Below are 26,865 nucleotides of genomic sequence, written 5' to 3' on the forward strand. Positions count from 1 at the left end.
TGAGCGCGGTTGTCTACATCCGCAAACGTCCTGAAGTGGTGAGTTATTTGTCCATTTCCATCCAGCTCCCAATTACATTAACTATGCCAGCCGTCGAGACCGCCAGGGCCTCAGTCAGCGTCGTCATTCCAACTTTGAACGAAGCGAAGAATATTCCGTGGGTTCTTCGCAGAATGCCCTCGTACGTTGACGAAGTGGTTATCGTCGATGGCCGTTCCACCGACAACACCGTGGGCGTAGCCCAAGCAATCCGAGACAATCTGGTCATTGTCAATGAGCAACGCAAGGGAAAGGGCGTGGCCCTTCGCTCCGGGTTTGCGGCGGCCTCGGGAGACATCATCGTCATGCTGGACGCGGACGGCAGCATGGATCCCCAAGAGATCGGCTGGTTCGTTTCCCCGCTTCAGCACGATTACGACTTCGTAAAGGGCTCCCGCCACGTCACCGGGGGAGGGTCCGAAGACCTCACCCGCCTGAGGAAGGCCGGTAACCTCGCGCTGACCGGGTTGGCCAATGCCGTCCTGCACAGCAACTACTCCGACCTTTGCTATGGCTATATAGCCTTTCGACGGGAATGCCTGGAAATCCTGCAGTTGGAATCCGACGGCTTCGAGATTGAGACGGAGTTGATCGTCCGCGCAGCCCGGGCTGGTCTTCGGATCGCCGAGGTGCCCAGCATTGAGCTTGACCGTATATCCGGCGCCTCGAACCTGCAAACCTTCCGCGATGGGTGGCGGGTCCTTGGCACTCTGGCCCGCGAATGCACCATGTGGGAGGCCCCCACAGCGGGTGCCAGACCCGAAGCCCTCCGGCGGGTGAAATACGCGTATGCGAACGTCAGCGTCCCGCGGACGCCCGCGGATCCCCAGACAGTCCTCTCCGTGGTTCGGGGAGGCTAGCATGCTTAATCGAATGGTACGACCTACGGTGACGATCGTCATTTGTGCCTACACAGAAAGGCGCTGGGACCAGTTGCTGGACGTCATTGAGTCCGTCCGGGCGCAAACCGTCGCCCCCGAGGAGATCCTGGTGGTGATTGACCACAACGAGGACCTCTACGAGCGGCTCATCGAAATAGTCGACGACGTGACGGTGGTGGAGAGCAGCGGCCCCCGCGGGCTTTCCGGAGCACGCAATACAGGCGTAGGGCTGGCGGATTCAGACATTGTGGCCTTCCTCGACGACGACGCAGAGGCGGCGCCGGATTGGCTCGAACGCTTGCTTGTCCTCTATGACGACCCTGATGTGATGGCAGTCGGCGGGCGCGTCGAACCGGTGTGGGATAAGGGCCGTCCAGGATATTTCGGTGAAGAGCTCGACTGGATAGTTGGATGCAGCCACCGCGGAATGCCCAAGGTGGCTTCTGAAGTCCGAAATGTCATTGGGGCAAATATGTCCTTCCGGCTTGAGGTCCTCCGCAAGGTTGGCGGCTTCAACCTCTCTCTGGGCCGGCAGGGCACCTTGCCGCTGGGCTGCGAGGAGACAGAGATCTGCATCCGCTCCAGGATGGGCGCACCGGGTTCGCGGATCGTCTACGAACCTGCCGCACTGGTACGCCACCACGTTCCGGAGGAGAGGGGCACCTTGCGGTACATGCTGTCGAGGTCCTGGTCCGAGGGGATCTCTAAAGCGCATGTCAGCCACATCGTGGGCCAGAAGCGGGCCCTCGGCCCGGAACGCCGGTACGTCCGCAGTACGCTGCCGCGTGCTGTGTTTTCCGGGATCCGCGACTGGAGCCGGGGCGACAACCCCCAGGGCCTGGGACGCGCGGGGGCTGTCATTGCCGTCCTAGCCTGCACGGCCGCCGGGTATGTTCGCGGCCGGCAGACCGCCCACGTCGAAGGCCGGCCGTTAGATGGGACTGCCCTGGTGGGCGCGCCCTGGAGGGAAGTCCAGTGAGCGAACGTGTTGACGAACTGACTCCCGTCTGGGAGCGGCCTGCCTACGAGCTGGCCCCCGCTATGGAGAGCGCTGGCTGGCCGGACTGGTCCGGAGCCCGGTGGATCGGTGCTGTGGACCTTGATTGCCTCGCGGATCACACCCAATTGCAGCTCCTTAATCATGATGGTTACCACCGCGCGCGCTTGTTGGTACGTCAGGGGACGGCGGTTCGTGGTTTCGTCGATGTGGAGGCCCCGCTGGGCAGGGTCCAGCGCGGGGTCCTCGAGAAGGCCGCCGCAGGGCTTCCTGCCGCAGCACCGGTGACCGGAGGAGCATCAACGCCGTCGGTTACGGTTGTTGTCTGTACGCGGGACCGAGCCTCTTTGCTCAGGGGATCACTGGGCGCCATTCAGAAGCTGGACTACCCCAATTTCGATGTCCTGGTGGTGGACAACGCGCCAACGACGGCTCAAACCGCCACTATGGTGCGCGACGAGTTTGATGATTCCCGGATCAGGATCATCACCGAGCCGGTCCCGGGACTTTCCCACGCGAGAAATGCCGGCCTTCGCAATGCCGAAGGCGACATTGTCGCCTTCACCGACGACGACGTTGTTGTCGATGAGGCGTGGTTGAGCGAAATCGCCGCCGGTTTCGAACGGATGCCCGGCACAGCCTGCGTTACGGGACTCGTGCCGGCAGGGGAGTTGCGTTCGCCGGCCCAGGGGTATTTCGATGCCCGCGTCAGTTGGTCCAAGACCTGGGAACCAAAGGTGTACTCCCTTGCCGAGCCGCCTGCCGAACTTCCAACGTTTCCCTTCTGCATCGGTGCGTTTGGAACCGGGGCCAACTTTGCGTTGGACCGACGCGCGGCGCTTGACCTGGGCTCCTTCGATCCAGCCTTGGGGGTTGGAACCCGCACCGGGGGAGGCGAAGACATCGATATGTTTACGCGGGTGGTTCTGGCGGGCTACTCCCTGGTTGTTCAACCGTCGGCAATTGTCTGGCATAGGCACCGTGACGACATACAGGCGTTGCGCCTCCAGGCGAGGGGGTACGGCCTGGGCCTCGGTGCCTGGCTCGCTAAGGTCCTGTCCAACCCGGAAACGGCAAAGCTTGCCCTGGCACGAAGTCCACGGGCTGCCCGAAACTTTCTGCGGAATGCACGCGTCAAGAATGGGCTCTCAGAAGAACGCCCAGTCGGCGACGACTTATGGGATGCCCAACTCGCTAAGGTGCTGCGCGTGGAGCTTTACTCGGTTGCCCTTGGACCGCTCAATTACATGCTTGAACGACGCTTCGGGGGCGGCTAGGTCCACGAAAACGATTCGCCCGCAGTCAACTGGACAGTCACGTAAGGCAGCTTAGGAAAGGTCTCATATCATGGCCCTGCTGATGAAGAACGACGTTTCCACGCCAATGCCACTAAGATTCCGAACACGCTCCAGGTTTCGGTATGGCGAACTCGCCTTAGCCGCCTGCGGGGTTGCCACCGCCTTTCTCATTCTGTTGGACGTGGGCGGGGCGCCATTGGCTGTTCTAAAGCTATTAGTTTGTCTTGTTATCCCTGGATGGGTGGCTCTTTCCCGGATCCCTGCTTTGGATCCCGCATCGCGGTTAGTCTGCATTGTGGCGGTGAGTGCAGTGGTCTACGCGACGGTCGCGGTGGTGTTGGCATGGACCGAGTCCTGGCATCCCCGCCCGGTTGCAGCCATCCTCGTGCTCGCTGCCTCCGTGGCGATAGTGTCCCTGGCCCCTAGTGACGGCTGGGATCCTGGTGCGCCGTCGAGGCGTTACAAGTTGCCCCGACAAATCAGGGCTTACGTTCCTTGGCTGATCCTTGCGGTCGCTGTTCCCCTGTGGATAGCGGGGCTGGGTACGACCAGCGACAGAAAGCTGGACGGTTTCGGTCTGCTGCGTGCATTCCCCCCCATATGGTATGCAGCGGTCGCTCTCACCGTGGGGCTCTGCATATGGGGCGTCGCGGCCCGAAAGCAGTTTTCGAACAGGTTGATGAGCGTTTCGGTAACCGCTCTGGTGCTCATGCTGTACTCGTCGGCCTCGCTTCTGGCGAGTGTTCCCCGCTTGCCCTGGACGTACAAGCACATAGCCGTCACGGACTACATTGGCACGTTCGGCCACGTTACACCGTCCGTGGACATCTACAACCGGTGGCCCGGATTCTTTTCCCTGAGCGCCTTTCTGGGTGAAGTTATGGGTTACAAGGACGCGCTCGACTATGCGGGCTGGGCTGAGACTGGATTCGCCCTCGTAGACACGGTGATTGTTCTTGCTATCGCACGGAGCATCTCCAAGAATTCCCGCGTCTGGTGGACAGCTACACTGGTCTTCGTCCTGGCAAACTACGTCAACCAGAATTACTATGCCCCCCAGGCTTTCTCCTACTCGCTTTACCTCATTATGTGCCTGATAGCTCTGACTTTTCTTCGTGGTACGCCGGCGAAATGGGTAGCGGTGTTCGAAGACCGCTTGCGGGACAGGCCAATGGTGGCTCGCCTGCGTGCGCGAACGGCGCCTGCGCTTGCGGAAAAGTGGGAGCAACCGGCCCTGAAGTTTCAGATACTGGCCGTTGCCGCGATCGTGATGATACAGATCGTGATCGTGGTGAGCCACCAACTTACTCCGTACTTGGCCGTCCTGGCACTCTGCCCACTCTTCCTCCTTGGCTATTTCAGGCCACGATGGCTCGGCCCCTCGCTTCTCGTCATCGCGCTGATCTACCTGATTCCCAACGTCGCCTACATTCGGAGCAAGTACGGGTTGTTTAGCGGCTGGAACTTTTTCAAAAACACAGGATACAAGGCAGGGCCGGCGGAACCGCTGATCTTTGGTGAGTGGACGCTGACAGGGCAGACCCTTGCCCATGGCGCTGTCGTCCTGACGGCTATTACAGGCCTGTTGGCGATAGCCGGGTTCGTTCGCCGCATGCTTCATGGGGAAATACGGACGACTCTCGTGGTGGCATGGCTGGCCTTCGCCCCCATACTCGGGCTTTTGGGTCAGTCATACGGCGGTGAGGCACGGTTCCGTGTCTACCTTTTCGCCTTGCCCTGGCTGGCCGTCGGTGTGGCGTGGCTCTTCTTTTCAGGACCCATCCGCACCACGAAGGCAGCGGTGGGAGCCACTGCGAGCCTCTCTGTCATGGCCCTGCTGTTTACCCTTGTGTACTTCCAGCCCGAGGCAGACTACCGGGTGTCCAAGGAGGATGTCGTCGCTGGTAAATGGCTTGATTCACGCGTGCAGCCAGGGGACTCCGTTTTCGAGACCAACTATTTCTTCCCGCTGCTTATAGGACCGAATTATCCCCAGTATCTTCAGGCTGGCACCGTAACCTCCCTCGCGGATTACCTTAAGGATTCAGCGGCAAACATTTCAGTGGAGAGTATCAAGGAGTATGCCCAACAGGTGCGTGACGCAGACAGGACCTACATCGTCCTTTCGGATGGACAGCGCCAACGTGCCATCCAGCGCCAACTTTTTGAGGCAGACCTTCTGCCTCAGCTGGAAAAGAAGCTCATGAAGGCGGATGACGTCGAGAATGTTTTCAACAACGGCGCAGTCCGAATTTACGAAATCCGCAAAGCGGATTAGGCCACGGTCCGCGTCAACCATTTGGCGATATGTCACGGGAGGCCTTTTGATGGGAGTGTTGATATTGTCGGTGGTAGTTGGAAACGACACGGAAAAGATGCCCGTCGGTGACCTTCCGGGTTGGCGCCAGACCGGTTTCCAGGATTTCGTTCTCCCGGCCGAGTATGGCAAGGTCGGCGAAGTTTACGGACCGGATATGCGTGGGTACTCCGGATTTCCTGATACTTCCACGCACGGAGCATATGCCCCGGATTCCGTTTTGTCGGTTTCCGATGGAATTCTCCGGTACTTTCTCCATGAAGAAAACGGTCATCGCAAGGTGGCCAGTGTAGTTCCCTTCGGATATTCGGGGCAGCTATACGGGCGGTACTCTATCCGGTTCCGTTATGATTCCCTGCCTGGCTACAAGATCGCCTTTATGCTTTGGCCGACGAGGGATCAATGGAGCGAGGGGGAAATCGATTGGCCAGAGGGCCAGTTGAACGGGCCTCTATACGGGGTCTCGGCAATTAGGGGCTCGTCGGCTTCAGGGACTGTTAAATTTGACCCCCCGCATCGGATCTACTCGCCGACCGGTCCCGGGGACTGGCATATCGCAACGACAGAATGGACACCCGGGAAAGTGAAATGGTTTTGGGACGGTGCCCTTGTCGGTCAGACAGCCGTACCTTCCGGGGTTCCCGTGAGCCCCATGCGTTGGACGCTCCAGGCAGAAACCGCGGATGAGGCCTCTGTGGCGTATCCCGCCCAGTCAATCTCAGGGCAGTTGGAAGTCGACTGGGTGGTGCAGTATGCCTACGCACCGTAACACCCGTATAGACCCGCTGCCCGCGGTATGGGGGACTAAGGCCCGGCAGCGAGGTTCGGCACGAACTGACGCGGCGGCACTGGCTGACGATGCTTCTGAATTGCAGGCAGAACAGGCCGGCGTAGCAATCCCGACCCATCCCAGCCTGACGGCCGTCTTTCAGACTCTCGACAGATCGGGCCCATGGTTGCTCCTTCGAGGTGAGGAGGATCTCATCCGTCCATCTGGAGATGTCGACATCCTGGTCTCCAAGGCGCAGTTGCCTGGCTTGGACTCCTTGCTTAAGGCCGCAGGGTTCGCCCGTGTTCTGGCACCTGGTCATGGGAGCCACCGCTTCTATTTCAACTATTCCCGGGCCGATGATCTGTGGCTGAAGCTGGATATCGTCTCCGACATCAGTTTTGGGACTAATCAGCAGTGGAAAACCTCCTTCGCGGGCCGCTGTCTTGACGCCCGAACAAGGCGAGGGCATATTTGGTTGCCGGCGGCGGCCGATCAGGCCTGGCTGCAATTGCTCCACCTATTTCTGGATAAGGGAGAAATCGTGCCAGCTCGGGCAGAGTTGGCACTGCAGGCAGGGAATTTTGCCTCTGCTGAAGATGATTTGGCGAGGAGAATTGATCGGTACGTAGGGCCGGGCAGTGCTGTCGAGTTGCTAAATGTTGTCCGTTCCGGGAATTTTGACGGGGTGCCGGCGGTCTCTGCGAGGCTAAGCGCTGCCTGGACTGCTCGGTCTGTGCTGAGCACCACGGTCCGACGAGACGTCAGCCGCGTCCTTCGGACTGTCTCGCCGGTCCTGCAAGACAAACCCGGAAGGGGACTAGCGGTAGGAGTGATGGGGCCGGATGGTGCCGGCAAAACGAGCCTTTTGAGAAGCCTGTCCGACACTTTGCCTGTTAGCGGAAAGTACGTGTACATGGGACTGTGGTCGGCGGGCCCATGGGACGACCTGTTGCGGCGTATTCCTGGGGGAAGGCTGGCCAAGAAAGTGGTCCGTATTCTCGGCGGCTCCTTCGACGCCAGGTATCAGCGCCTGTTCGGCTGCGTGGTCCTCCTTGACCGTGTGCCGCACGACGCGCGTCTGCCCGGATCAATAGACAATAGCTTGGGTGGCAGGATCTCGGCTGCCCTTGCCCTTGCCCTCGCGCCGGAACCCGATGTTCTACTTGTGCTTGATGCTCCCGGTGAGATGATGTTTGCCCGGAAGGGAGAGCACTCCGTCGAAGTTTTGGAGGAGTGGCGGCGAGCCTATCTGGACCTGGCCAAAGGGCTTCGCGGTGCCGCTGTCCTTGATGCCAGTCAACCGCAGGACTCGGTACGTCGAACGGCGACGGCAATCGTGTGGAACGCAGTCGTGGGCGGCGCGACTTCCCGGTACAGCCACGCAAATCCGCGGAAAGAACGGGTATGACTGACCTCAATCCCCGACCCAACGGCCATCAAGATGGGCTGGGCACTGAGTCGGATCCCTTGGTTCTTCAACGGTGGAAGCTTCTTGACTGGCGGTTCCTGCTTCCCAATCCGCAGCCGCGGACCGTGGGGTTCGGTGGTGCCATGGATTCCGGAATGGAAGAAGCGCTCCGGCTGCTGGACCCAGGTGCGGTCCGTATCGGGATGGAAGACGGCGCTGCCCGCCAGCTCTTTGAGATGGTGTTGCTCTCGGAACCGGATGCCCGTCTTTTCAAGGCCGGAGCTGAAGCGGTGCAGCCCGGTGGCTGGTTATGTGTCCGCATTCGCCGTTCTTTTCGAATCCGTAGTGGACCGAGGACTTTGCTGGGGTGGCAGCGGAGTCTTAAGCGACGAGGTTTCCAGGAGGTGTCCGTTCAGTGGTACGCGCCCGGCCTTGACTTGCCTTCACGAATCGTCCCGGTTGGCTCCCGGACAGCAGTTCTCGAGACTCTGCGCAGACACGAGGCGATCCGCTTCGGAAAGACAAAACAGTTCATTGGCCGCGTTGCGCTGGACCTGGGGTTGTTCGCCGCCGCAATACCTGAGGGCGTGGTTACAGGCCAGCGCGGTCATACGTGTATGCCGGTGGGAGAACATTGAACTTTATTGACGCGGTCCTAAGGGCGCGCTACGAGGAGCTCGGACTCGACCAGTACGGGGTTGGGCGGGAGTGGACCACGGTGATCCTCACTCCCCAGTTCGCTACATCTCGGCACCTTGTGGCTCTCATCACGCCCAAGAATGCCCAGCGGCCGCGGCTGGTTGTCAAGGTACCCCGGCAGCCCGGGGACAACGGAGGTGTGCGGCGTGAAGCCGCTATGCTCCAACAGCTGTGGGCAATGAGTCCGGACAGGGCAGAGGCAACGCCGGCGATCGTGGGTGTCTTCGACATCGGGAACCATTGCGTGCTCGTGGAAACAGCCATGACTGGTCGCCCGTTGGACCCGGCTTTGGTAACACTAAACCTTCCCGGTGCCGTGAGGTCGGGCGTTGAGTTCGTTGCGGGACTGCCAAGTACTGAACGGGCCTCCACTAATGGGGATTGGTACACCCGGAAGTTAAGCCAGCCCCTGAGTGAACTTTCCGAGCTCGTGACAGGACATTCCGAGGTTGTATCCCTGGTGGAGCGGACGCATGAACGGTTGGAGGTGCTCCGTACAGCAGAATTGCCGGCTGTGTTCGAACATGCTGACCTCAGCCATCCAAACATCCTTGTGCGACCGGGTGGCACGTTGCAGGTTGTCGATTGGGAGCGTTCATCCTCCGATGGACTTCCCGGACACGACCTTGTCTTCTACCTTCAGTACTTGAACGAGTCTGTACGGAGAGCCTTTTCCCGGACTGAACAGGTCGCGGCCTTCACCGACGCATTTTCTCCTGGAGGCTGGGCGCGCGGGCCACTACGGAAGCACCTGGAGGCCAGGGACGTAGACCCCGGGCTGCTTTCCTCACTCATAGTCGCGACGTGGGCACGTTCCGCGGCCACCTTGGGCGAACGGTTGGCGGGTGAGCGATCGTCCGGCCAACAGCGCCATCTTGTCCGGGAGGCAGTTCTTGCCGACCGCGACTTTTGGCTGTGGCGCCATGCCATCGAGACAGCCGGACAGTGCTGACGGCGATGGCGGTTCCCGCGCCCGTACTGCTTTACCTGCGGAAGGCCAGCGCCAGAAGTTCGCGATAGAGAGATGGGAATCCGAGCCGGAGTGCCGCGAAGACGGCGGCTACGCACGCAGCCACAACCGCGCTGACGGTTAGAAGTTCGTTTCCCAGAGGCAGGGTACGTACACCGAGGCCCACCAAAGTGACAATGGCCCCGCATACCAGTCCCGGAAGCACTGCACGCATCAACTGGCCGCCCCTGACGCCTATCACTTTCGCCGCTACTGTTTGCATGCCCGCCGCAAACAGCAATGTGACCCCGAACTGGGCAGCGGCCACGCCTGCAATTCCCCACTGAGTGGCGAACAGGAGTACCGGTATCAGGACGGCGAGCCGCACAATCGAGATCCAAATCGACAACGAGGGGCGTCCAATCGCCTTGTAGACGTCGTTGGCCCCGGCACCAAGTGAGCGGGCGGAAGCGTAAAGGGCGAGGAAGACCAAGGGCAGGACCGCTGCGTCCCATTGATCTCCGAACAGCACCGGAACGAGCGCCGGAGCCACCACAGCGAGGCCGACGCCAGCGGTTACCCCGTAAAGCGCCTGCATCTGGACGCTTTTCAGATAGCCATTTTGGAGCCGAACCGGCTCATTGCGGACGCGCGCGTAAAGGGGAAACATCACAGAGGACAGGACGAAGAAGACGTTGATAATGAGCAGTTCGGGAAGTCGGAACGCCAGGATGTAAAAGCCCAGAGCTTGGGCCCCCAGCATCCGCCCGATGATGAGATAATCGATATCAAAGATGAGCCTCGCGAGCAGATTGCTTCCCGCGACGGGGAAACCGTAGGTCAAATTGGCCCTAAAGGATTGCGAATCAACGTGCCAAATACGCCAAGACACGTGCTCAGGCAACAAAACCCAGCACGAAACTGCGTACATTATTGAGCCAGCTGCCGTACCAATTGGCAATGACCACGCACCGTATCCGGCGAAGGCGAGGCTCATGCTCAGGGCACCGGTTACCACTGCGCGGATCACGGTAGCGGCAGTGAGGCGTTGAAAGCGCAGTTCTCGCCGGAGCAATGATTCCGGGACGGCGGCCAAGGCAGTGGCCAGCAGGGAGACTGCCAGTACCTGGACCAGGGACGTCACTTCCTCGCGGCCGAAGAATTCTGAAATTAGCGGTGCTCCGACCAGCGCCCCTGCGGCGAGCACGCCGCCCATGAGTATCGAAATCAACAAGGCCGAGCGTGCAATCTCGGCTGAACGCGGCAGATACACCAGGGCCTGCGCCACTCCTGCGTCGGCCAAAGTCTCTGCGTACGCCATCACCACGAGGGCAAGTGCAATCAGGCCGTACTCTTCCGGGGACAGGAGCCGGGCCAAAACAATGGTGGTGAGCAGCACGATGCCCTTGCCCACTACCTGAGCAAAGCCCTGCCACATGGCTCCACGCGCGCCCAAGTTGGCCAGGGTGCTGGGGGCGAGCAAATCCGCGGGCGTGCGAGCTTCCGTTAGCGGCCGGGGCTTGCCGAATCTCACGGGGAGGGCTCCTCTGCTTGAAACTCGAGTTGAGCACCGATGGCTTGTTGCAGTTCATCCAGGTACTCTCCAGCAACTTCCTCCCATGTCCGCTCCTGAGCGTTTGTGTCGACGGGGGACGAATCCGAGGTCAGATGGTGAACGATGTTCCGGGCGAACAGCAAGATATCCCCTTCCACCGTCAGCAGCGGGTGCGGTTCCTGCTCCCGGGCGGCAACTGGAGTAGCCACTACCGGGAGCCCGGCAGCAAGGGCTTCGCGCACGGAGTTCCGGATTCCGACTCCATGTTCGTCCGGAAAAGCTGCCACCTGTGCGGCCTGCAAGACCGCGCTCACGGACGGCACGTTGGCGAGAATGTCCACCCTCGGCCCGGCCAGTGAGAGGATCTCCTTTGTAGGTTGACGGCCAGCAACAACGAACTTCGCTGTGGGAACCTCCTTCCAAACGAGGGGGGCAATCTTGTTGATAAGGACGTCCGCGCTTGCAATGTTTGGTCCGTAGTTCAGGCTGCCAACGAAGCAGACTATGCGGCTGCTCTGCTTTTGAAATGTATGAGCCAAAGGTTCTGCTCCGTTTGGGATGCTGCGGACAGGCCGCGCCAGGAGGCGCGACCACTCAGCGGCATCCTGCGCTCCAACCGTCAGGAGCCGGGCCCTTGCGGGCAACTGACGCTCTGCGCTGAGGATCCTCCGGCTCCTTCGCGCGCGGTAGGCGGCTCTCCATCCGCGGGCCAGCACACTCTCTAAGCCAACCCTCTTCGACCATGGATCCACCGTTTGGAGGACTAAAGGTCCCTTTAGGTGGGAAGCAAGGAAAAGAACATGAGGCCCGTGTAGCAAAACCGCGTCGCACTCTTCCGATAGCTGCTCTGCCCGTCGGAACGCCAGCCGTGTAGCCCGTTCCTGAGCGCCGACGTCATGGCTGCTGGCAAGGGACCTGACCAGAGCTGCTGAACGACGCCGTGTAGGTAAGACATGTACTTCGTGACAGCGCGCGCGAATTTCGTACGGTAGTTCAACCGGCCCGGTGAAGGTGAGGAGCGTCACTGCCACGTCCAGGGGAAGATTCCGCAACACCTCGAACGGAATCATGGAACTGCCATCCCCGAGCATGGGGTCCCTGTTGGGCACGCTTTCTGTCACGTACAGAAGCCTCATCATAGGAGTTTACGGGAGCGTCCCACCGTTTAGCCGTTACTGCACCGAAAACTGCGGGTTCACACATCGTTAAAGACAGGGGACGACGGCGGAGGGTACCGCCGTCGTCCCCTGTCTCAGGGGAGGTTACTGCCAAGCCCGCACATAGTCGACGGTCATCTGTGAAGCCGCCCCGTACGCGGCCGGGCCTCGGCCGGAACCGGTGTTCAGGATGAGGTAATGCGGATGAGTCGCCGGATTGTCACTGCTAAATGTCTTAACTAGTACGCCGTCCATGTAGATGTCCGTGGTCGACGCCTTTCGCTGCATGCCGAACACGTGCCATTGGTTATCCCAGGAGCCTCCCGGCTTGAACGTCTGCCACTGTCCGGCCCCGTTCATGTAGTTCGACGTCATGGGACCCTTGGGCTCCGCTATGTCAATCTCGTTATCCGTGGGCCAAGACTGTCCGGAAGACCACCATGCCGGCCAGTTGTAGATGTCTGTGCCGTTTCCCGAGAACTTGATTCGGGCCTCGACGTAGCCGGTGGTGAACTGATAGCCCGTTGTGGCTCCGCCTTTGGGATTTGTGGAAATCAACGCGCCAGAAGTTGATGAGCTGAGCGTGAGTGCGAGGGTGCCATTGGACACGGCCACGTTATTAGGGTCGGTCTTAACGTTGTTCATCGTGCCGCAGGTGGAGGAGAACCAGCAGTTTGACCATTTGGCGGTGTCAAGGGCGGTGCCGTTGAATTCATCGGCAAAAGCCATCGTCCACGCGCCGGGGACACCGACCGGCACTGTGCCGGTCGTCCCGGTTGTGGCCAGCGGTGCCACTACAGGCGCCGGTTCGGGCGCAACCGTCGTTGTCGTTGCCGGAGCCGGGGCAGGTGCGGGAGCAACCGTCGGCTCCGCTACCACCGGGTCCGGGGCCGGCAGCGGCGCCGGGTCCGTAATTCGCTTCAACTGCCCGGGCGCCTGGTTATTGGACGTGTCCGCGACGCGGCTCAACTCGGCGCTTTCGGGTGCGTGGCCGGAGCCTTGGCCGAGGGAAACGACTCCCAGGAGGGCGACAAGTGACGCTGCTGTCAACGTCATGTTGCGCCGGCTCTTGACCCGGTTGAGGGACTTCTTCAGCAAAGATCGTCGCTCCGTGGGCGCGGCGGCTTCGTCGGAATAAGGGCGCGCGTCAGGGCGCGGCTGATCATGGGGTGCAGACATGGGTGATTACCTCTCAACGCCTGCGGAGTTAGCTGTCGGGTTCGGATGAGGTCATCCGGCCGCACATTGAATGCGCGGCTTCACCCCGAGGGCATTCTTCTTCCATGCCCGAGACACTCGGGTCCCCCGCCTCTGCCTGAAACCTAGTGGACCCCGAACGCGGCAGAGTTAGACGTCATTCGGGATTGGGGCCGGCTGGGGCGGCCCACTGATCGACCGTACAGTACCGGACGTTGATAATCACAATCCGGTAACAGGAATCACAGCGACGGAGCGTCCCCTTGCGCTCGGCGTTCCAGGGGCCGATTATCCCTTTTCGATGGGGTGGGCCGGGACGCCGACCCAGGTTTCGCCGTCGGGCACGTTGCTCAAAACTGCCGCCCCCATGCCCACCGTGGCGTAGGACCCCACTGACGTCCGTTCACGGACGCTGCAGTTCAGCCCCAGGTAGGCCGCCCGGCCGATCCGGACTCCCCCGCCCAACGACACACCGGCCGCGAACGTCGCGAAGTCCGCCACGTCGTCGTCGTGCGTGAAGGTCACGGACGGCATGGCCACCACATGGGCACCGAGCGTGACGGACGCTGTCAGGGTCACGTTCTTCAGCAGTATGCTGCCACGGCCGATCCGGCAGCCCTCAGGGCATTCCACGCTGGGATCGATGGCGGTGGCGTAACGGGCGTCGCGGAGGCCCAGGGCAGCCAGCCGTTCCACCACAGCTTCGCGGGATTTCCCGGAGGCCAGGCAGACCAGTACCAGCGCATGGGTGAACTTTGGCGCATCGTCAATGGTCCCCAGCACAGGCGCGCCGTCGACGGTGACGCCGGCCATTTCCCTGTCGTCGTCGAGCAGTCCGAGGACGTCATACTGCCCGCTGGCGCGGACCATGGTCAGGACTTCCCGGGCCAGCCCGCTGGCGGAGATCAGGATCAGTTCGCTCACCGGTGGACCCCGGCGGCCGCCCGGATGCTGTTTATGACGCGGTTCAGGCCCACGTTGTCCAGCCTGTGGAACATCGGAAGAACCAGGGTCCGGTCGGTCAGCCGTTCGGTGGTCTGCAGCCCGGCGTTTCCGGTATCACGCCACCGGTAAGCCGGCTGGCGGTGTGCAGCCATGGCGCCGCGGCGCGCCGAAATCCCGGCATCGGCGAGGCGGCCCAGGAGCCCTTCCCGGTCAGTGGCAAAGCCTGGGAGGACTTCAAGCCAGAAGGACTGGAAGTTACTCGCCCCGTACGGTGGGTCGGCAACCAACCGCAGCCCGGCCACGGCGGAAAGGCCTGCCTCGTAACGGGTGGCGATCTCCCGACGGCGGGCCACGATCTCGCCCAGCCTGCCCAGTTGAACAATGCCGACGGCAGCCTGCAGATCGGTCATCCGGTAATCGAAGCCGACCTCGACGCACACCTCCGGCGTGGCCATGCCCGCTCCGCGGCGGTCCCCCACCGGCACGTTCAGAGAATGCCCGCGGAGGCTCCGTGCCCGTGCCGCCCAGTCTGCCCGGTGGGTTGTCAGCATGCCGCCTTCGCCTGTGGTCAGCACATTGTCCGGGTGGAACGACCACACGGCAACGTCCGCCCCGGTGCCCACAGGCCTGCCCTTGTAGGCAGAGCCGACAGCGCAGCCGGCGTCTTCGGTCACAATGATTTCGTGGCGCTCGCACAGTTCGCGGACGGGGTCCAGGTCAACCGGAACGCCGGCCTGGTCCACCACGATCACGGCCCGCGTGTCCAGGGTCAGTGCCGCCCGGACCGACGCCGCAGTCACCGTGCCGGTGACAGGATCCACGTCGCAGAACACGGGCCGGGCGCCGACGTATGTCACCGCGTTGGCGGTCGCGATGAAACCCAGCGATGGAACCACCACGTCATCGCCGGGACCAATGCCGGCCACCACCAGTGCCAGGTGCAGCGCGGAGGTTCCGCTGGATGTCGCGACGGCGTGGCGCACCTCCTGCAGGGCGCTGAACCCCGCCTCGAACGCCTTCACCTTCGGCCCCTGCGTGAGCACCCCGGAGGCCAGGACCTCCGCCACGGCGCGGATTTCGTCGTCGCCGACCCAGGGTTCCATGACATTGATGCAGGCCAGGAAGGTTTCCGCAGTCACCTGGCACCGGCTTCGCTGGCGACCGTTCTCATTGTCCGCGTCCTTCCCACGTTCCGGCCCCCGGGGACTTGCCTTCCTTACTGCCAAATTAGTCGGCGGCGTCCCCTCCGGGCACGGGCAGCAGCCGGTTGTGTGGGCACCGGCAGGGAACAGTGCGGGAATTGCGGGAACCTGCAGCGGCACGTGCCCGAGCGGATGGCCTAGAGGACGGGAAGGACGAACTGTTCCTTTGCCTGGATGGCGTCCTTGCCCGTCGCGAGGGCTGTCAGCTGGGCCCGTGATTCGACTCCGAGTTTCCGGTAAATCGCGGTCAGGCGCACTTCCACGGTCCGGACGGACACATAGAGGGTGGCCGCGATTTCCTTGTTCCGCATGCCGCGGGACACCATGCGCGCCAGAACGCGTTCGTGGTCCGCAAGCATGAGGATTGCGGGGTTGCCGGGGGCGCCGGCCAGCTCCACCCGTTCGTCGAGCAGCAGCGAGTCGACGTGCTGGGCCCAGGCGTCCGCACCGGCCTCATCAAACATGACCTTCGCCCGCATCAGCCCGTCCTTGGCCTCCCGCTGCCGGCCGAAGGCGCCCAGCCGCTCCCCGTAGCAAAGCAGGGTCCTGGCGCGCTCCAACACCGATTCCTGGGAGTTCCGGGATTCGAGGGCATGCCTGAACAGTTGAAGTGACTGCTCGCCGTCGGCAAGCATGGCCCGACTGCGGGCCACGGCCGTCACCAGCCAGGGAGACCGCAGTCCCACGGCACGGCTCTCCAACCGGTAGAGGGCCTGGGCCGCTTCGCGGTGGCGGCCCAGCCTGACGAGGACCTCCACCAGATCCGCCTCACAGCGGAGCAGCGTCGGGTTTCCGTACGCCGCACCGATCTCGGCGGCACGTGAGAGTTGCGCCAAGGACTCCGCCAGGTTGCCTCGCATGAGTGCGAAGTGCCCCTGGCAGGCGACCAGCTGGGCGGTGATGGCCGGGTGGCTGTCCGCGCCGGAGAGATGCTGCGCCTCGGCCACATACAGCCGTGCCAGGGCCTCATCGCCCAGGGAATGGGCCCGCCAAACCCGGAAAATGTGCCGCATCCCCCGGTGGTATTTAGATTCCGGTTCGCTGAGTTCCAGGTCTTCAATGAGCCGGATCGCCTTGCCGACACGACCGGCCCTGATCTCATTGTCAACGGCGAGGTAGGCTGCGGTTTCCCGCCAATTGACGCTGCTCGCTTCCGCCGAGTTCCGAACTATGGCGAAGGCCTCCTGGGCAAGGTCATATTGCTCGGCGTAGCTCAGGGCCCTCCCCTGCACCAGGAGCATGGCCACGGTGCTGCCGGCAGCCTCATGCTTGCGGCCAACGTAGTCCGCGTTCCCGCTGATCGCTTCGATCAGCAGTTTGGCCCGGTCTGCCACCGCCAGGCAGTCCTTGGAGGCGGCATCGTTGAACTTTTCGGCATGCTCGAGCAGCGCTTTCGCATCCTCCAGTTCCCACCGCTCGGCGTAATAGAGCGAACCGACAGCCAGCAGCAGGGCAGCGTACGCAGGATCGTGCTGCCCGAACTCCTTCACCAGGCGCAGCACCATACTGGACCGAACGGCGGCACCCTGCATGAATTGGATTTCGAAGGCGAGCCCTGTCAGGCGAAGGATCAGCGGAGGGTTGCGTGTCACGCGCTGCGCCCAGTCCAGGTAACGCCGGGCGTAGACGAACTCACCCCTGTTGAACAGCAGTTCCGCCACCGTGGTGAGCCGGGCCGCCGTCTCTGCTTCCCACGGATTGATGGTGAGCGCGCGCTCGATGAATTCCACGGCGAACGGCACCTCCCCGCTGCGGATCAGGTCAACAGCGAACCTCAGCAGGCCAAACGGTGTCTGGCGCTCAAGTGCGGTGAAACTCTGGTGCCACCGGCGTGCGTACGGGTCTGTTTCCCCGGCGGCATCTGCCAGCGTACGGTGGTTGGCTGTCCGGACGGCCGGTGTCATGCTGGCGAAGGCGTAACCCCTGAGCAGCTGGTCCTGGATCCGCAGGTGCGGACCGGACCTGCTGACCATGCCGTTGGCCATCAGCTCGTCCACCCCCGCCCACAGGTCGCCATACACCTCTTCCAGGGTGGCGATGTCACTGCGGCAGGAGAGCGACATCAGGTCAAGTACGTGCCGCGCGGCCGGGGTCAGGCCGCCGACCGTTGCGGCGAATTCGGATTCGAAACTTCCCTTGCAGGGCAGGGGAATGGGAAGGGCGTACTTCCCTTCCGCCTGGCGTTCGAGCAGGCAACTGTAAAGTTCGACGGCGGCCAGCGGGTTGCCCTGGGTGGCTGCGGCAACGGCGTGGACTGCCGCCGTCGCGGTTTGCCGGGCGGGAATCGCTTCCAGCATCCGGACCGTGTCGTTGTAGCTGAGAACTCTCAGCTGAAGCGCGGGGAGGCTGTTGAACGGGCTGTCCGCTGACCCTCCCCGGACGCTGGTGAAAAGTGCGATGTCCGTGCCGGACAGCCGGCGGGCGAGGAATCCGATCACAGCCTGGCTGCTGGGGTCCAACTGGTCAGCATCGTCGATCACAATCACAGTCCGCGACGATGAGCGCTGGTGCAACCCGTTCAGCAGCATGGTTGAAACGGTGGGGACGTCCATGGTGCCGGTGGAATCCCGCAACAAATTTTCGGCGAACCGGTTGAGGACAGGATCGTCTATCCCATTGAGCAGTGCAGTGAGGCCTGACAGCGGCCAGTCCGACTCGGAGGCGCTGGCCCGGAGGAAGACCGTCCGGTATTCGGAGAGTCGCGGGATCTCGGACAGGAGGGCAGATTTGCCTACGCCCCTCCGCCCGACGACTGTCAGCGCGGATTCCTTGGGTCCCCGGATCACCGAGAGGATCCGCTGCAACTCCATGTTTCTGCCAATTAAAGACATGCGGCCCCCATCCAAGAAGGAGACCGATTTCCCTTTACATCAAGCACTGCATTTTATGGAGTCCGCTTTGTCACGGGTGTGACGAAAGCGGTCAGAAGTTCCTGGCCGCTTTATTTGCTTCCAGCACGGTACCCAGCCGATGGATGCCAATATAGCTTCGATCAGGCCCCGGCACCAGAGAAATTCGAGGTCAGGTGTACTCGACTTTAACGTCCTTCATACGGAGCATTTGCAGGTACCAATTACGCCTTAGACCGCAAGACCCAGGACCAGGTTGATGGTCGCCGCAAGGATGACCGTGCCAAAAAGGTACGAGAGCAGGCTGTGCTTAAGCGCCTCGCGCCGGATTTGCGGATTCTCCAGATTGGTGTCCGATACCTGGTACGTCATCCCGATGCTCGTGGCCAGGTAGGCGAAGTCCGTGTATTGAGGCGGCTCGTCCTGGTTGAAGCTGACGCCGCCGTCCTTCTGACCGCCGTAATAGTGCGCCGCATACCTGAGGGTAAAGAGCGTCTGGACGAGCATCCAGGACAGTGCCACGCTGGCGAGCACCAAAGCCGCCCCGCCCACCTGGGTGGCGTCGTCGCGCCCTCGCGAATAGGCCACGACGACGGCGACTGCGGCCAGGGACGCAACGTTCGCCGCCAGGATGAGCAGGTCTGTGGTGCCCCGGGAGGGGTCTTCGGCGACGGCATGGGCCTTGGTTTCCGCGGGATCCATGCGTCCGACCACCAGCCATACCCAGGCGACGTAGACAAGGGCCGCCGTCGCCCACCCGGCGGCCGGCGCCTGCACCCACAGGCCGGCGGCACCGGTGGCTGTGCCCGCACTGATTCCGGCCACCATCATGGCCACGAACCTGAGCCGGCTGCGCCTCACCTTGGGCTGGCGGGCATCGTGCGGGGCGGCTTCCATGCCCTGTACTCTAGCTTCGGCCCGGCGGCGGCCCGTTTTCCACATACGCGGCGGCCGGCTTCCGGCGCTCCTGATCCGGCGATAGCCTTGAGTCAAGCGCGAATCGCCTATCCGGTCCAAATGCACTAAGATATTGAAGTCTGTGCTGCGCCCTGCCTCCGTTCTGTTGGCGGGGCTTTGCATGGCATCGCAAATGAACCTCCTGTTACGGAAATGCCGTAACCGCTTAGCCCAAAGGAGGTGGGTTCACATATGCGTCCTTACGAATTGATGGTAATCATCGACCCCGAGGTCGAAGAGCGTACCGTTGAGCCGTCGCTTCAGAAGTTCCTGAATGTCATCACCAACGATGGTGGAACCATCGAAAAGGTTGACATCTGGGGCCGTCGCCGGCTTGCCTACGAAATCAAGAAGAAGTCTGAAGGTATCTACGCTGTGGTGAACTTCACCGCCAAGCCGGACACCGCCAAGGAACTTGACCGCCAGCTGTCTCTTAACGAGACCATCATGCGCACCAAGATCACCCGCCCCGAAGAGCAGAAGGTTGTTGCTGAGTAATTCAGCCCCAATTTTCATTCTTCACCCCGCAGGATCGAATTCTTCATCCAGGATCGAACAAGGAGGCAGTAGATGGCAGGCGAAACCACTATTACGGTCATCGGTAATCTCACCAATGACCCGGAATTGCGGTTCACACCGTCAGGTTCGGCAGTAGCGAACTTCACCATCGCTTCCACCCCACGCACCTTTGACCGCCAGTCCAATGAGTGGAAGGACGGGGAAACCCTGTTCCTCCGCGCTGCCGTCTGGCGTGAAGCAGCCGAGAACGTCGCCGAGTCCCTCACCAAGGGCATGCGCGTGATTGTTTCCGGCCGGCTGAAGAGCCGTTCCTACGAAACCAAAGAAGGCGAAAAGCGCACCGTAATCGAGCTCGAAGTCGATGAAATCGGCCCGAGCCTGCGCTACGCCAATGCCAAGGTCAACCGCACCCAGCGCTCCGGCGGTCAGGGTGGACAGGGTGGCTTCGGCGGCGGCAACGGCGGCGGAGGCTTTGGAGGCGGCAACTCTGGTGGAAACCAGGGCGGCAACTCCGGTGGATTCGGTGGCGGCAACCAGCAGGCTGCACAGGAAGACCCCTGGGCAACGCCCGGAGTTTCCAACGCAGGCGGCTGGGGCAACGGCCCCGATTCCGAACCTCCCTTCTAAACACCAAAAATTAAGGCCCGACGCCGGGACCGCCCAGGTGCCGAAAGGCACCCAGGTGACTGCCGCCGTCGGACCACCACCATCCCGTGGATCAACATCCACGGGCTCCATAGAATAGGAGCTCCACGATGGCTAAGGCTGAACTCCGTAAGCCCAAACCAAAGTCCAACCCCTTGAAGGCCGCTGACATCACTGTCATCGACTACAAGGACGTAGCATTGCTGCGCAAGTTCATCTCCGACCGCGGAAAGATCCGCGCCCGTCGCGTCACTGGCGTCACGGTTCAGGAACAGCGCAAGATCGCCCAGGCAATCAAGAACGCCCGCGAAGTTGCTCTGCTGCCTTACTCCGGCGCTGGCCGCGGCTAAGGAAGGGATTAACTAACATGGCAAAGCTCATTCTGACCCACGAAGTAACCGGTCTCGGTGCTGCTGGCGATGTTGTCGAGGTCAAGGACGGTTACGCACGTAACTACCTGCTGCCCCGCAACTTCGCCCTGACCTGGTCCAAGGGTGGCGAGAAGCAGGTTGAGTCCATCAAGGCTGCCCGCGCCGCCCGCGAGCACGCTTCCCTGGAAGATGCTCAGAAGCAGGCCGCTGCACTCTCCGCCAAGCCGGTCAAGCTCGTCGTCAAGGCTGGCGAGACCGGACGCCTGTTCGGCACCGTCAAGCAGGGCGACGTAGCCGACGCTGTTGAGGCCGCTGGCCTTGGCCGCATCGACAAGCGCAAGGTTGAACTGCCGGCACACATCAAGTCGGTTGGTTCCTACCAGGCCAACGTCCGTCTGCACGACGACGTTGCTGCTGTGATCGAACTCGACGTAGTCGCAGGCAAGTAGCACTTCCGGCCCTTTGGTCAGAGCGTTACGCAGTACTGAACTACCGGAAGACCCCCGTTGCCGTAACCGGCGACGGGGGTCTTTCTGCTTCCCCCCACAAGCAACGCGGGGTCACTCATGGCCCAATAAACGGCTTCCCAGGGGCACAGAGTGACCCCGCGTTGCTGTGCGCGCGGGGTGGGCTGTCAGGGGCTGTGGAGCACGGTGATGGCGTGACGGTACCCCGCCCGGATCAGCCCGGCCAGGACCTCCTCGTCCACGTCCTCGAGTTTGTTGATGTACAGGCAGCCGGCACCGGTTTTGTACTTACCCAGCCGGGGAAGCAGCCCTCCGGCCTCCGGGCCGTAGGTGAGCCCGTAGAGTGAGAGGCTCGCCTTTCGGGGAGAGAAGCCCACCGCGGCCGAATCGCCCTCCCTGCCGGTGCCGTATCTGTAGTGGTACCGCCCGAATCCGACGATAGTGGGTCCCCACATCTCCGCTTTCTCGCCGGTGATCCCACTCATAAGCTCCAGCAGGCGAAGACCGTCCCGACGCCGGATGGGGTGTTCCACGGCGGCGAGGAATTCGTCTACGGACGCTCCGGTTGCCTGGGTCTTGTTTTCAGCCATGCAGGCAGTCTGACAGAGCCAACCCGGCTTGTCAGCGGCGCCGCCGGCACTTACTTCGGTGCTGATCGCGTCCCTGAGTCCGTGCTCGGGCCCGACGTTGGAACGAAGTTCCAGTCGAAAGACCCGTTGCCGTGAAGCGTCAACCGAAGGAACCCGTGTGTGTCGCTGAACCGCTTCAGAATGTATGTCGGACTGTTGGTGAAGGGCCGGAGGCCGATACCTCCCGTGGAAACCTGGAACGCTGTCATCCCGTCACTGACGCACCGGTCAGCGTTGTTCACCGGACAGGACCGTTCGTAGTTGTGTTGTGATCCTGACAGGGTGAGGCGGACCCGGTGCTTCCACATCACGTCGATCCACGGCTTGTGGTCAGTGGCCCGCTCATGTTCGTCCGTGTTTGATGTGAAGTAGGGCTCGTGGTAAACGACCGCCAAGTGCTTACCCACCGCCTGCGCGGCAGCGAGGTCCTGGTCCAGCCACGTGGTCAACTCCCGGGCCTTCGGCGGATCGTAGCGCCAGTGCGCGGACGACAGGAAAGCGAAATGCCAGTTCCCGAAGTCCTTTGAGTACGGTTCCCCGTTCCCGATGAACCCACGCTCCAGGTTGATCGCAGCCTTCGCGGTAGACCCGGGGCATTCGCCATTCATAAAGTTGTCGAGGTCTTCGTTCCGCCCGGGCTGCCAGTCGTGGTTGGGGGCGGACACCCAATACAACTTTGGCATCGTCCCACTCCACAGCCGCGTCCAGTACTTCACGTAGTCATCGCAGGTCGGCCTGTCGTACTGGAAGTCGCCGAGCCCCAGGAACGCGTCAATCTCATTGTTCTCCACGAGTCGGGTGATGGCCGCACCGTTCTTACCGGACGGGCTGTCAGGCTCGTAGGCCCTCACGCCGTTCATGTCACCAACAGCGGCGATCCGAACATCGGGCACAGGCTCAGGAGGGCTGGTGCAACCCGCGAGGGAAACCGCCAGAAGGGCGGCGGCCGCCGTGGCCACGCTCCGGAAGAATCCGGGACGGGGGAGTGCTGACTGCATCCGATTACCCTTCGAGAAGCCGGACGGCTGGTCGGCTCCCGAGAGACAGCCAGCCGCAACGGCATGCTGTGATACTCCTCAAGCCCCGACTGGCTGTCAAGGCACGCGGTGCTCATGAAAGATGCCCGTAGATGCTATCGAACCACACGTTCTGTTGCAGGGCCATGTGACGGTGTGGAATAAACGCAGGCTCACTCCGGTTACCCAGGTACATGCATATACATGTACCCTTGATATCAACCGAACCTCAGGAGTCCATAGTGGAAACCCGCCGCATCACCGTCCTGTCCGCCGGCCTGGGTGTGCCGTCATCCAGCAGGCTACTCGCCGACCAGCTTGCCGCCGCTGCAGAACGCCGGATAGCTGCGGCAGGCTATGGCGTGACGGTGGACGTTGTTGAGCTCAGGGATTTTGCCGTGGACATCGCAAACAACTTTGTCACCGGCTACGCGGCCCCGCGCTTGGCCGACGTCATCGCCGGCGTGGAGGCATCGGACGGCATCATCGCCGTCAGTCCGGTCTTCAGCGCGTCGTACAGCGGCCTCTTCAAGTCCTTTATCGACGTCCTGGACCCCAAGTCCCTCGACGGCAAAGCCGTCCTGCTGGGCGCCACCGGCGGAACGGACCGTCACCAGATGGTCCTGGAGTACGCCATGCGCCCGCTGTTTAGCTACCTCCGGACCCGGATGACTGCCACCAGCGTCTTTGCCGGCCCCCAGGACTGGGGGAATACGGACGACGGCGGCTCGCCCCTCTCGGCCCGGATCGACCGGGCGGCAACTGAGTTCGCGGGTCTGCTTGCCGGCGAGCAGCCCGGCCGCCGGCACGCCGCGGCCCGGTCACTTCCCTTTGAGGAGCTCCTGGCAGGGATCTCGGGCGGACGGTGATCCGGCGGGCGGCTATTCGTCCAGCAGGGCGATGAACTCGCGCGCCTGCTTCAGGGTGATGTCCGAGTGCCGGATGAGGGCGTTCGCAGCGGCCTCGGTGTCGCCGCTTTTCGCCAGGGTGCGGATGCGCCCATAGATTTCGTCGTTGAGCATGTTGCTGCTGACCTCGCGCGTGACATCGCCCTTGCTGGCAATGGCGCGGTACCTGTACGGGAAACGCTGCGGCGCGTCGTCATCGGCCTCCACCTCTACCGCTTCAGCCGCAGGGCTTCGGTAGGGCTGCGGGCGGGCGGCCAGCGCCGCCACAGCGTCACGGGCTGCACGCAGGCCGTCCCCCGTTGATTCGTAATAGAGTTTGATGGCCGCCATCGCCTGTCCCTGCGCGATCAGTGCGTAAAGTCTGCGGTGCTGGTCCTCGGTGAGTTTTGCAGCGGCGCTCCGGGCGAGCTCAACGGGATCCGGCGGGGGAACACTGCCGGCTTCCTTGACGGACGACTGGCGCCTGCTGAACGCGCGGGCTGCCACTGCTACTCCGGCGGCAACAACCACCAGGATAATGATGGGGATCACTAGCGATTCCATTTCTAAAGCCGATCTACATACTCTTTGGCGGTGGCCAGATCTGTTTGGGTTGCTTGGCGAAGGAGCTTGATGGCTTCGATTTTATGCCCGTTGCCGGCCAGGGTCTTCAGCTGCAGGGCCAGCTGCGGATTCAGTTGCCCGCCAAATGCTGACGCGTGACCGTGGTGGCCGGATACCGTTATTGACTGTGCACGCCGGGCCGCCCGGGCGTTGTCTTCCTGCTGGCTCTGCTGCTGCTCGTTCTGGCTGGGACGGGTATTGGCTTCGAGCCTGGCACGTGCGGCCGTCGCCACCCGCACCTGCTCGGCGTAGTGCTCCGCCGAGCGCCTGGCCAGGTCCTGCTGGTATTTTTCCGCGTCCGAGATACCGGAATCGCGTGGCCTCAGGGCTGTTGAGAGCGCCCAGATAACGCCCCCAAGGATTATGGCCGGCAGCAGCATCATCAGTATGTCGCCCATGTCTAGAGCTTATGCCAGATGCGGCGTTATCCACAGCACATTCCTTGCCTCGCATACGTCCCCTCGAGGGCTGCGTCAAACCAGGGCGGTCAGTGTGGCGTGCATCACGAAAAGGGCATGAATCATTCCCCTCAAAGGGCCAAAAGCGGCGCCGCAGCAGCACCACGCCACCGCAAGCTGTGGATGAAGGTTTGACCAAAGAATATTTAGTCCACAACCTCGATGAAGAGTTTTAGCAGGTCAGACGCATCTGAGCGCTGAAAGTATTTGGGTTTCCACAGGGTCACCCACAGGCTGTGCACAAGCTATGCCCTTTAGTGCACAGGTTATCCACAGACGGGCGGGGGGACGGGCTTGGATGGCGGAGCAGGGCCGGATACCGTAGCGGGAGACCTGTTCCATGGGGTGCGATCCGCGCCGCCGAAAGACAGGTTTGGTGCACTGCGGCAGGGGTCCCGGCCCGGCTTCAAGGCTTCCTCTGTGGATAACTTGTGGATTGTGGGGATAACTCCCGCGCCCGCGCCCCGGACTGCCTGGCCTGACGGCCTGCGTTGTCAGTGGCGGCTGATAGACCTGTGATCACAGCCGTGCTGTGAAGGCCTGTCAGGAAGACCCACAGGCCGGCATCCGGCAGATATTGGCTTTACGCGCCGCGACGTCACGCGGTACATAACGGAGGACGGCAGCTTTGTCAGTAACGCACCTGGACTCGATCGAGGGAACCCGCGGATCAGAAACCAGCCGAAAGCCGCCCCAGGACATTCCCGCTGAACAGTCAGTTCTCGGTGGCATGATGCTGTCCAAGGATGCCATCGCCGACGTCGTGGAGATCCTTCGCGGCCAGGACTTCTACCGGCCGGCGCACGAAACCATCTACGAAGCCATCATCGACCTCTATGGCCGCGGCGAGCCCGCTGACGCCGTCACCGTATCGGACGAACTTACCAAGCGTGCCGAGATCAACAGGATCGGCGGCCCGGCGTACCTGCACGAGCTCATCCAGACCGTTCCCACCGCGGCCAACGCCGGCTACTACGCGGAAATCGTGGCGGAAAGGGCGATCCTTCGCCGCCTGGTCAATGCAGGCACCAAGATTGTGCAACTGGGCTACGGCTCGGACGGCGAGGTCGAGGATCTGGTCAACCAGGCGCAGGCCGAGGTCTACGCAGTGGCCGAGCGCCGCACGGCCGAGGACTACGTGGTCCTCAAGGACGTGATGGAAGCAACGGTGGACGAGATCGAAGCGTCCGGACACCGCGGCGAAGGCATGACAGGGGTGCCCACCGGGTTCTACGAGCTGGACGAACTCACCCACGGACTGCACCCGGGACAGATGATCGTCATCGCGGCCCGGCCCGCAGTGGGTAAGTCGACTTTTGCCCTGGACTTTGCCCGTTCAGCGGCGATCAAGAACAATCTGGCCACCGTGATGTTCTCGCTCGAAATGGGCCGGAACGAGATTGCCATGCGGCTCCTCTCCGCCGAAGCCACCATTGGCCTGCAGGATCTCCGCAAGGGCACCATCAAAGACGAGCAGTGGTCCAAGATCGCCACCACCATGGGCCGGATGAATGATGCCCCGCTGTTCATTGACGACAGCCCGAACATGTCGCTGATGGAAATCCGTGCCAAGTGCCGGCGCCTCAAGCAGCAGCATGACCTCAAACTCGTGATCCTCGATTACCTGCAGCTGATGAGCTCGGGCAAGAAGGTGGAGTCGCGCCAGCAGGAAGTCTCCGAATTCTCACGCGCGCTCAAACTGCTGGCCAAGGAACTGCAGGTTCCGGTCATCGCCCTGTCACAGCTGAACCGTGGCTCCGAGCAGCGCCAGGACAAGCGCCCCATGGTCTCTGACCTTCGTGAATCCGGCTCCATCGAGCAGGACGCTGACATGGTGATCCTGCTGCACCGTGAAGACGTCTATGACAAGGAGTCACCGCGTGCGGGCGAGGCTGACATCCTGATCGCCAAGCACCGTAACGGACCCACCAAGGACATCGTGGTGGCCTTCCAGGGCCACTACTCGCGCTTCGCCAACATGGCGGCCGACGCCGGCGGCGGCGGCTTCTGAGGTCCGCCCACCTCTG

The 26,865-nt window shown here is 62.2% G+C and carries 25 protein-coding genes and 1 riboswitch; of the genes, 14 read left to right on the forward strand and 11 right to left on the reverse strand.

Annotated features, from left to right (window positions below; translation table 11 throughout):
- The first annotated feature begins 83 nt into the window (after window positions 1-83).
- The 8 genes from ABIA70_RS17685 to ABIA70_RS17720 all read left to right on the forward strand — a co-directional run bounded on the left by ABIA70_RS17685 (window position 84) and on the right by ABIA70_RS17720 (window position 9,363).
- A complete protein-coding gene (locus ABIA70_RS17685) occupies window positions 84-899 on the forward strand; it encodes a glycosyltransferase family 2 protein (protein WP_354148884.1) in 816 nt (271 codons plus the stop codon).
- 13 nt (window positions 900-912) lie between these two features.
- Entirely contained in the window at window positions 913-1,899 is a 987-nt protein-coding gene (locus tag ABIA70_RS17690; RefSeq protein WP_354148885.1) for a glycosyltransferase family 2 protein, read from the forward strand.
- A complete protein-coding gene (locus ABIA70_RS17695) occupies window positions 1,896-3,194 on the forward strand; it encodes a glycosyltransferase family 2 protein (protein ID WP_354148886.1) in 1,299 nt (432 codons plus the stop codon). Before ABIA70_RS17690 ends, ABIA70_RS17695 begins: the two co-directional genes overlap by 4 nt.
- 70 nt (window positions 3,195-3,264) lie before the next feature.
- Entirely contained in the window at window positions 3,265-5,493 is a 2,229-nt protein-coding gene (locus tag ABIA70_RS17700; protein ID WP_354148887.1) for a hypothetical protein, read from the forward strand.
- Between the two features lie 196 nt (window positions 5,494-5,689).
- Window positions 5,690-6,301 (forward strand): glycoside hydrolase family 16 protein, encoded by a 612-nt coding sequence (locus ABIA70_RS17705; protein ID WP_354149037.1) that lies wholly within the window; start codon window positions 5,690-5,692, stop codon window positions 6,299-6,301.
- A 100-nt stretch (window positions 6,302-6,401) separates the two neighbouring features.
- A complete protein-coding gene (locus ABIA70_RS17710; RefSeq protein WP_354148888.1) occupies window positions 6,402-7,712 on the forward strand; it encodes a hypothetical protein in 1,311 nt (436 codons plus the stop codon).
- Complete coding sequence (locus tag ABIA70_RS17715; RefSeq protein ID WP_354148889.1) at window positions 7,709-8,350, forward strand: hypothetical protein; 642 nt, start codon at window positions 7,709-7,711, stop codon at window positions 8,348-8,350. Before ABIA70_RS17710 ends, ABIA70_RS17715 begins: the two co-directional genes overlap by 4 nt.
- 119 nt (window positions 8,351-8,469) lie before the next feature.
- Window positions 8,470-9,363 (forward strand): aminoglycoside phosphotransferase family protein, encoded by an 894-nt coding sequence (locus tag ABIA70_RS17720; RefSeq protein WP_354149038.1) that lies wholly within the window; start codon window positions 8,470-8,472, stop codon window positions 9,361-9,363.
- A 31-nt stretch (window positions 9,364-9,394) separates the two neighbouring features.
- Here the strand turns inward: ABIA70_RS17720 and ABIA70_RS17725 are convergent, their stop codons facing one another.
- The 7 genes from ABIA70_RS17725 to ABIA70_RS17755 form a co-directional block, all read right to left on the reverse strand.
- Window positions 9,395-10,894 (reverse strand): lipopolysaccharide biosynthesis protein, encoded by a 1,500-nt coding sequence (locus ABIA70_RS17725; protein WP_354148890.1) that lies wholly within the window; start codon window positions 10,892-10,894, stop codon window positions 9,395-9,397.
- Entirely contained in the window at window positions 10,891-12,054 is a 1,164-nt protein-coding gene (locus tag ABIA70_RS17730; RefSeq protein ID WP_354148891.1) for a glycosyltransferase, read from the reverse strand. Before ABIA70_RS17730 ends, ABIA70_RS17725 begins: the two co-directional genes overlap by 4 nt.
- A gap of 123 nt (window positions 12,055-12,177) precedes the next feature.
- Window positions 12,178-13,251 (reverse strand): glycoside hydrolase family 16 protein, encoded by a 1,074-nt coding sequence (locus tag ABIA70_RS17735; RefSeq protein WP_354148892.1) that lies wholly within the window; start codon window positions 13,249-13,251, stop codon window positions 12,178-12,180.
- 3 nt (window positions 13,252-13,254) lie between these two features.
- A riboswitch (cyclic di-AMP (ydaO/yuaA leader) is annotated at window positions 13,255-13,426 on the reverse strand.
- A 131-nt stretch (window positions 13,427-13,557) separates the two neighbouring features.
- On the reverse strand, window positions 13,558-14,193 hold the full coding sequence (locus tag ABIA70_RS17740) for a NeuD/PglB/VioB family sugar acetyltransferase (protein ID WP_354148893.1): 636 nt from the start codon (window positions 14,191-14,193) through the stop codon (window positions 13,558-13,560).
- Window positions 14,190-15,353 carry a DegT/DnrJ/EryC1/StrS family aminotransferase gene (locus ABIA70_RS17745; RefSeq protein WP_354148894.1) on the reverse strand — a complete coding sequence of 388 codons (1,164 nt, stop codon included), beginning with the start codon at window positions 15,351-15,353 and terminating at the stop codon, window positions 14,190-14,192. Before ABIA70_RS17745 ends, ABIA70_RS17740 begins: the two co-directional genes overlap by 4 nt.
- 200 nt (window positions 15,354-15,553) lie before the next feature.
- Window positions 15,554-18,247: an AAA family ATPase gene (locus ABIA70_RS17750; RefSeq protein ID WP_354148895.1), complete on the reverse strand. Its 2,694-nt coding sequence runs from the start codon at window positions 18,245-18,247 to the stop codon at window positions 15,554-15,556.
- 249 nt (window positions 18,248-18,496) lie between these two features.
- The gene (locus ABIA70_RS17755; protein WP_354148896.1) at window positions 18,497-19,162 is read right to left on the reverse strand and encodes a DUF1345 domain-containing protein; all 666 of its coding nucleotides are present in this window, start codon (window positions 19,160-19,162) and stop codon (window positions 18,497-18,499) included.
- Between the two features lie 252 nt (window positions 19,163-19,414).
- Here ABIA70_RS17755 and rpsF point away from each other — a divergent pair, with 252 nt between their 5' ends.
- The 4 genes from rpsF to rplI all read left to right on the forward strand — a co-directional run bounded on the left by rpsF (window position 19,415) and on the right by rplI (window position 21,206).
- Window positions 19,415-19,720: a 30S ribosomal protein S6 gene (gene rpsF / locus ABIA70_RS17760; RefSeq protein ID WP_011693941.1), complete on the forward strand. Its 306-nt coding sequence runs from the start codon at window positions 19,415-19,417 to the stop codon at window positions 19,718-19,720.
- Between the two features lie 72 nt (window positions 19,721-19,792).
- Entirely contained in the window at window positions 19,793-20,368 is a 576-nt protein-coding gene (locus ABIA70_RS17765; RefSeq protein ID WP_108597659.1) for a single-stranded DNA-binding protein, read from the forward strand.
- 128 nt (window positions 20,369-20,496) lie between these two features.
- Window positions 20,497-20,736: a 30S ribosomal protein S18 gene (gene rpsR, locus ABIA70_RS17770; protein ID WP_003800144.1), complete on the forward strand. Its 240-nt coding sequence runs from the start codon at window positions 20,497-20,499 to the stop codon at window positions 20,734-20,736.
- Between the two features lie 17 nt (window positions 20,737-20,753).
- Window positions 20,754-21,206 (forward strand): 50S ribosomal protein L9, encoded by a 453-nt coding sequence (rplI, locus tag ABIA70_RS17775; RefSeq protein WP_050057159.1) that lies wholly within the window; start codon window positions 20,754-20,756, stop codon window positions 21,204-21,206.
- Window positions 21,207-21,391: 185 nt separating this feature from the next.
- On the opposite strand, the gene ABIA70_RS17780 is transcribed toward rplI, so the two are convergent.
- Together ABIA70_RS17780 and ABIA70_RS17785 are read right to left on the reverse strand one after the other, a co-directional pair.
- Complete coding sequence (locus ABIA70_RS17780; protein ID WP_354148897.1) at window positions 21,392-21,814, reverse strand: DUF1801 domain-containing protein; 423 nt, start codon at window positions 21,812-21,814, stop codon at window positions 21,392-21,394.
- A gap of 50 nt (window positions 21,815-21,864) precedes the next feature.
- The gene (locus tag ABIA70_RS17785; RefSeq protein WP_354148898.1) at window positions 21,865-22,851 is read right to left on the reverse strand and encodes a metallophosphoesterase family protein; all 987 of its coding nucleotides are present in this window, start codon (window positions 22,849-22,851) and stop codon (window positions 21,865-21,867) included.
- Window positions 22,852-23,111: 260 nt separating this feature from the next.
- Between ABIA70_RS17785 and ABIA70_RS17790 the strand changes: the two genes are divergently transcribed.
- Window positions 23,112-23,738, forward strand: a complete 627-nt coding sequence (locus tag ABIA70_RS17790; protein WP_354148899.1) for a CE1759 family FMN reductase — start codon at window positions 23,112-23,114, stop codon at window positions 23,736-23,738.
- Between the two features lie 12 nt (window positions 23,739-23,750).
- Here ABIA70_RS17790 and ABIA70_RS17795 read toward each other — a convergent pair whose 3' ends face one another.
- Complete coding sequence (locus ABIA70_RS17795; RefSeq protein WP_354148900.1) at window positions 23,751-24,320, reverse strand: hypothetical protein; 570 nt, start codon at window positions 24,318-24,320, stop codon at window positions 23,751-23,753.
- A gap of 2 nt (window positions 24,321-24,322) precedes the next feature.
- Window positions 24,323-24,778 (reverse strand): hypothetical protein, encoded by a 456-nt coding sequence (locus ABIA70_RS17800; protein ID WP_354148901.1) that lies wholly within the window; start codon window positions 24,776-24,778, stop codon window positions 24,323-24,325.
- A gap of 688 nt (window positions 24,779-25,466) precedes the next feature.
- Between ABIA70_RS17800 and dnaB the strand changes: the two genes are divergently transcribed.
- Window positions 25,467-26,849, forward strand: coding sequence for a replicative DNA helicase (gene dnaB, locus ABIA70_RS17805; RefSeq protein ID WP_131683481.1), 1,383 nt, complete (start codon window positions 25,467-25,469; stop codon window positions 26,847-26,849).
- The last annotated feature ends 16 nt before the right edge of the window (window positions 26,850-26,865 follow it).

The sequence above is a fragment of the Arthrobacter sp. 754 genome (assembly GCF_040548695.1).
GTDB lineage: Bacteria > Actinomycetota > Actinomycetes > Actinomycetales > Micrococcaceae > Arthrobacter.

Excerpts from the sequence above, each read along its gene's own strand:
- ABIA70_RS17685 (WP_354148884.1), top strand. The coding sequence starts at position 84 with ATGCCAGCCGTCGAGACCGCCAGGGCCTCAGTCAGCGTCGTCATTCCA.
- ABIA70_RS17690 (WP_354148885.1), top strand. The coding sequence starts at position 913 with ATGGTACGACCTACGGTGACGATCGTCATTTGTGCCTACACAGAAAGG.
- ABIA70_RS17700 (WP_354148887.1), top strand. The coding sequence starts at position 3,265 with ATGGCCCTGCTGATGAAGAACGACGTTTCCACGCCAATGCCACTAAGA.
- ABIA70_RS17705 (WP_354149037.1), top strand. The coding sequence starts at position 5,690 with ATGCGTGGGTACTCCGGATTTCCTGATACTTCCACGCACGGAGCATAT.
- ABIA70_RS17715 (WP_354148889.1), top strand. The coding sequence starts at position 7,709 with ATGACTGACCTCAATCCCCGACCCAACGGCCATCAAGATGGGCTGGGC.
- ABIA70_RS17730 (WP_354148891.1), bottom strand. The coding sequence starts at position 12,054 with ATGATGAGGCTTCTGTACGTGACAGAAAGCGTGCCCAACAGGGACCCC.
- ABIA70_RS17735 (WP_354148892.1), bottom strand. The coding sequence starts at position 13,251 with ATGTCTGCACCCCATGATCAGCCGCGCCCTGACGCGCGCCCTTATTCC.
- ABIA70_RS17750 (WP_354148895.1), bottom strand. The coding sequence starts at position 18,247 with ATGTCTTTAATTGGCAGAAACATGGAGTTGCAGCGGATCCTCTCGGTG.
- ABIA70_RS17755 (WP_354148896.1), bottom strand. The coding sequence starts at position 19,162 with ATGGAAGCCGCCCCGCACGATGCCCGCCAGCCCAAGGTGAGGCGCAGC.
- rpsF (WP_011693941.1), top strand. The coding sequence starts at position 19,415 with ATGCGTCCTTACGAATTGATGGTAATCATCGACCCCGAGGTCGAAGAG.
- ABIA70_RS17765 (WP_108597659.1), top strand. The coding sequence starts at position 19,793 with ATGGCAGGCGAAACCACTATTACGGTCATCGGTAATCTCACCAATGAC.
- rpsR (WP_003800144.1), top strand. The coding sequence starts at position 20,497 with ATGGCTAAGGCTGAACTCCGTAAGCCCAAACCAAAGTCCAACCCCTTG.
- rplI (WP_050057159.1), top strand. The coding sequence starts at position 20,754 with ATGGCAAAGCTCATTCTGACCCACGAAGTAACCGGTCTCGGTGCTGCT.
- ABIA70_RS17780 (WP_354148897.1), bottom strand. The coding sequence starts at position 21,814 with ATGGCTGAAAACAAGACCCAGGCAACCGGAGCGTCCGTAGACGAATTC.
- ABIA70_RS17785 (WP_354148898.1), bottom strand. The coding sequence starts at position 22,851 with ATGCAGTCAGCACTCCCCCGTCCCGGATTCTTCCGGAGCGTGGCCACG.
- ABIA70_RS17795 (WP_354148900.1), bottom strand. The coding sequence starts at position 24,320 with ATGGAATCGCTAGTGATCCCCATCATTATCCTGGTGGTTGTTGCCGCC.
- ABIA70_RS17800 (WP_354148901.1), bottom strand. The coding sequence starts at position 24,778 with ATGGGCGACATACTGATGATGCTGCTGCCGGCCATAATCCTTGGGGGC.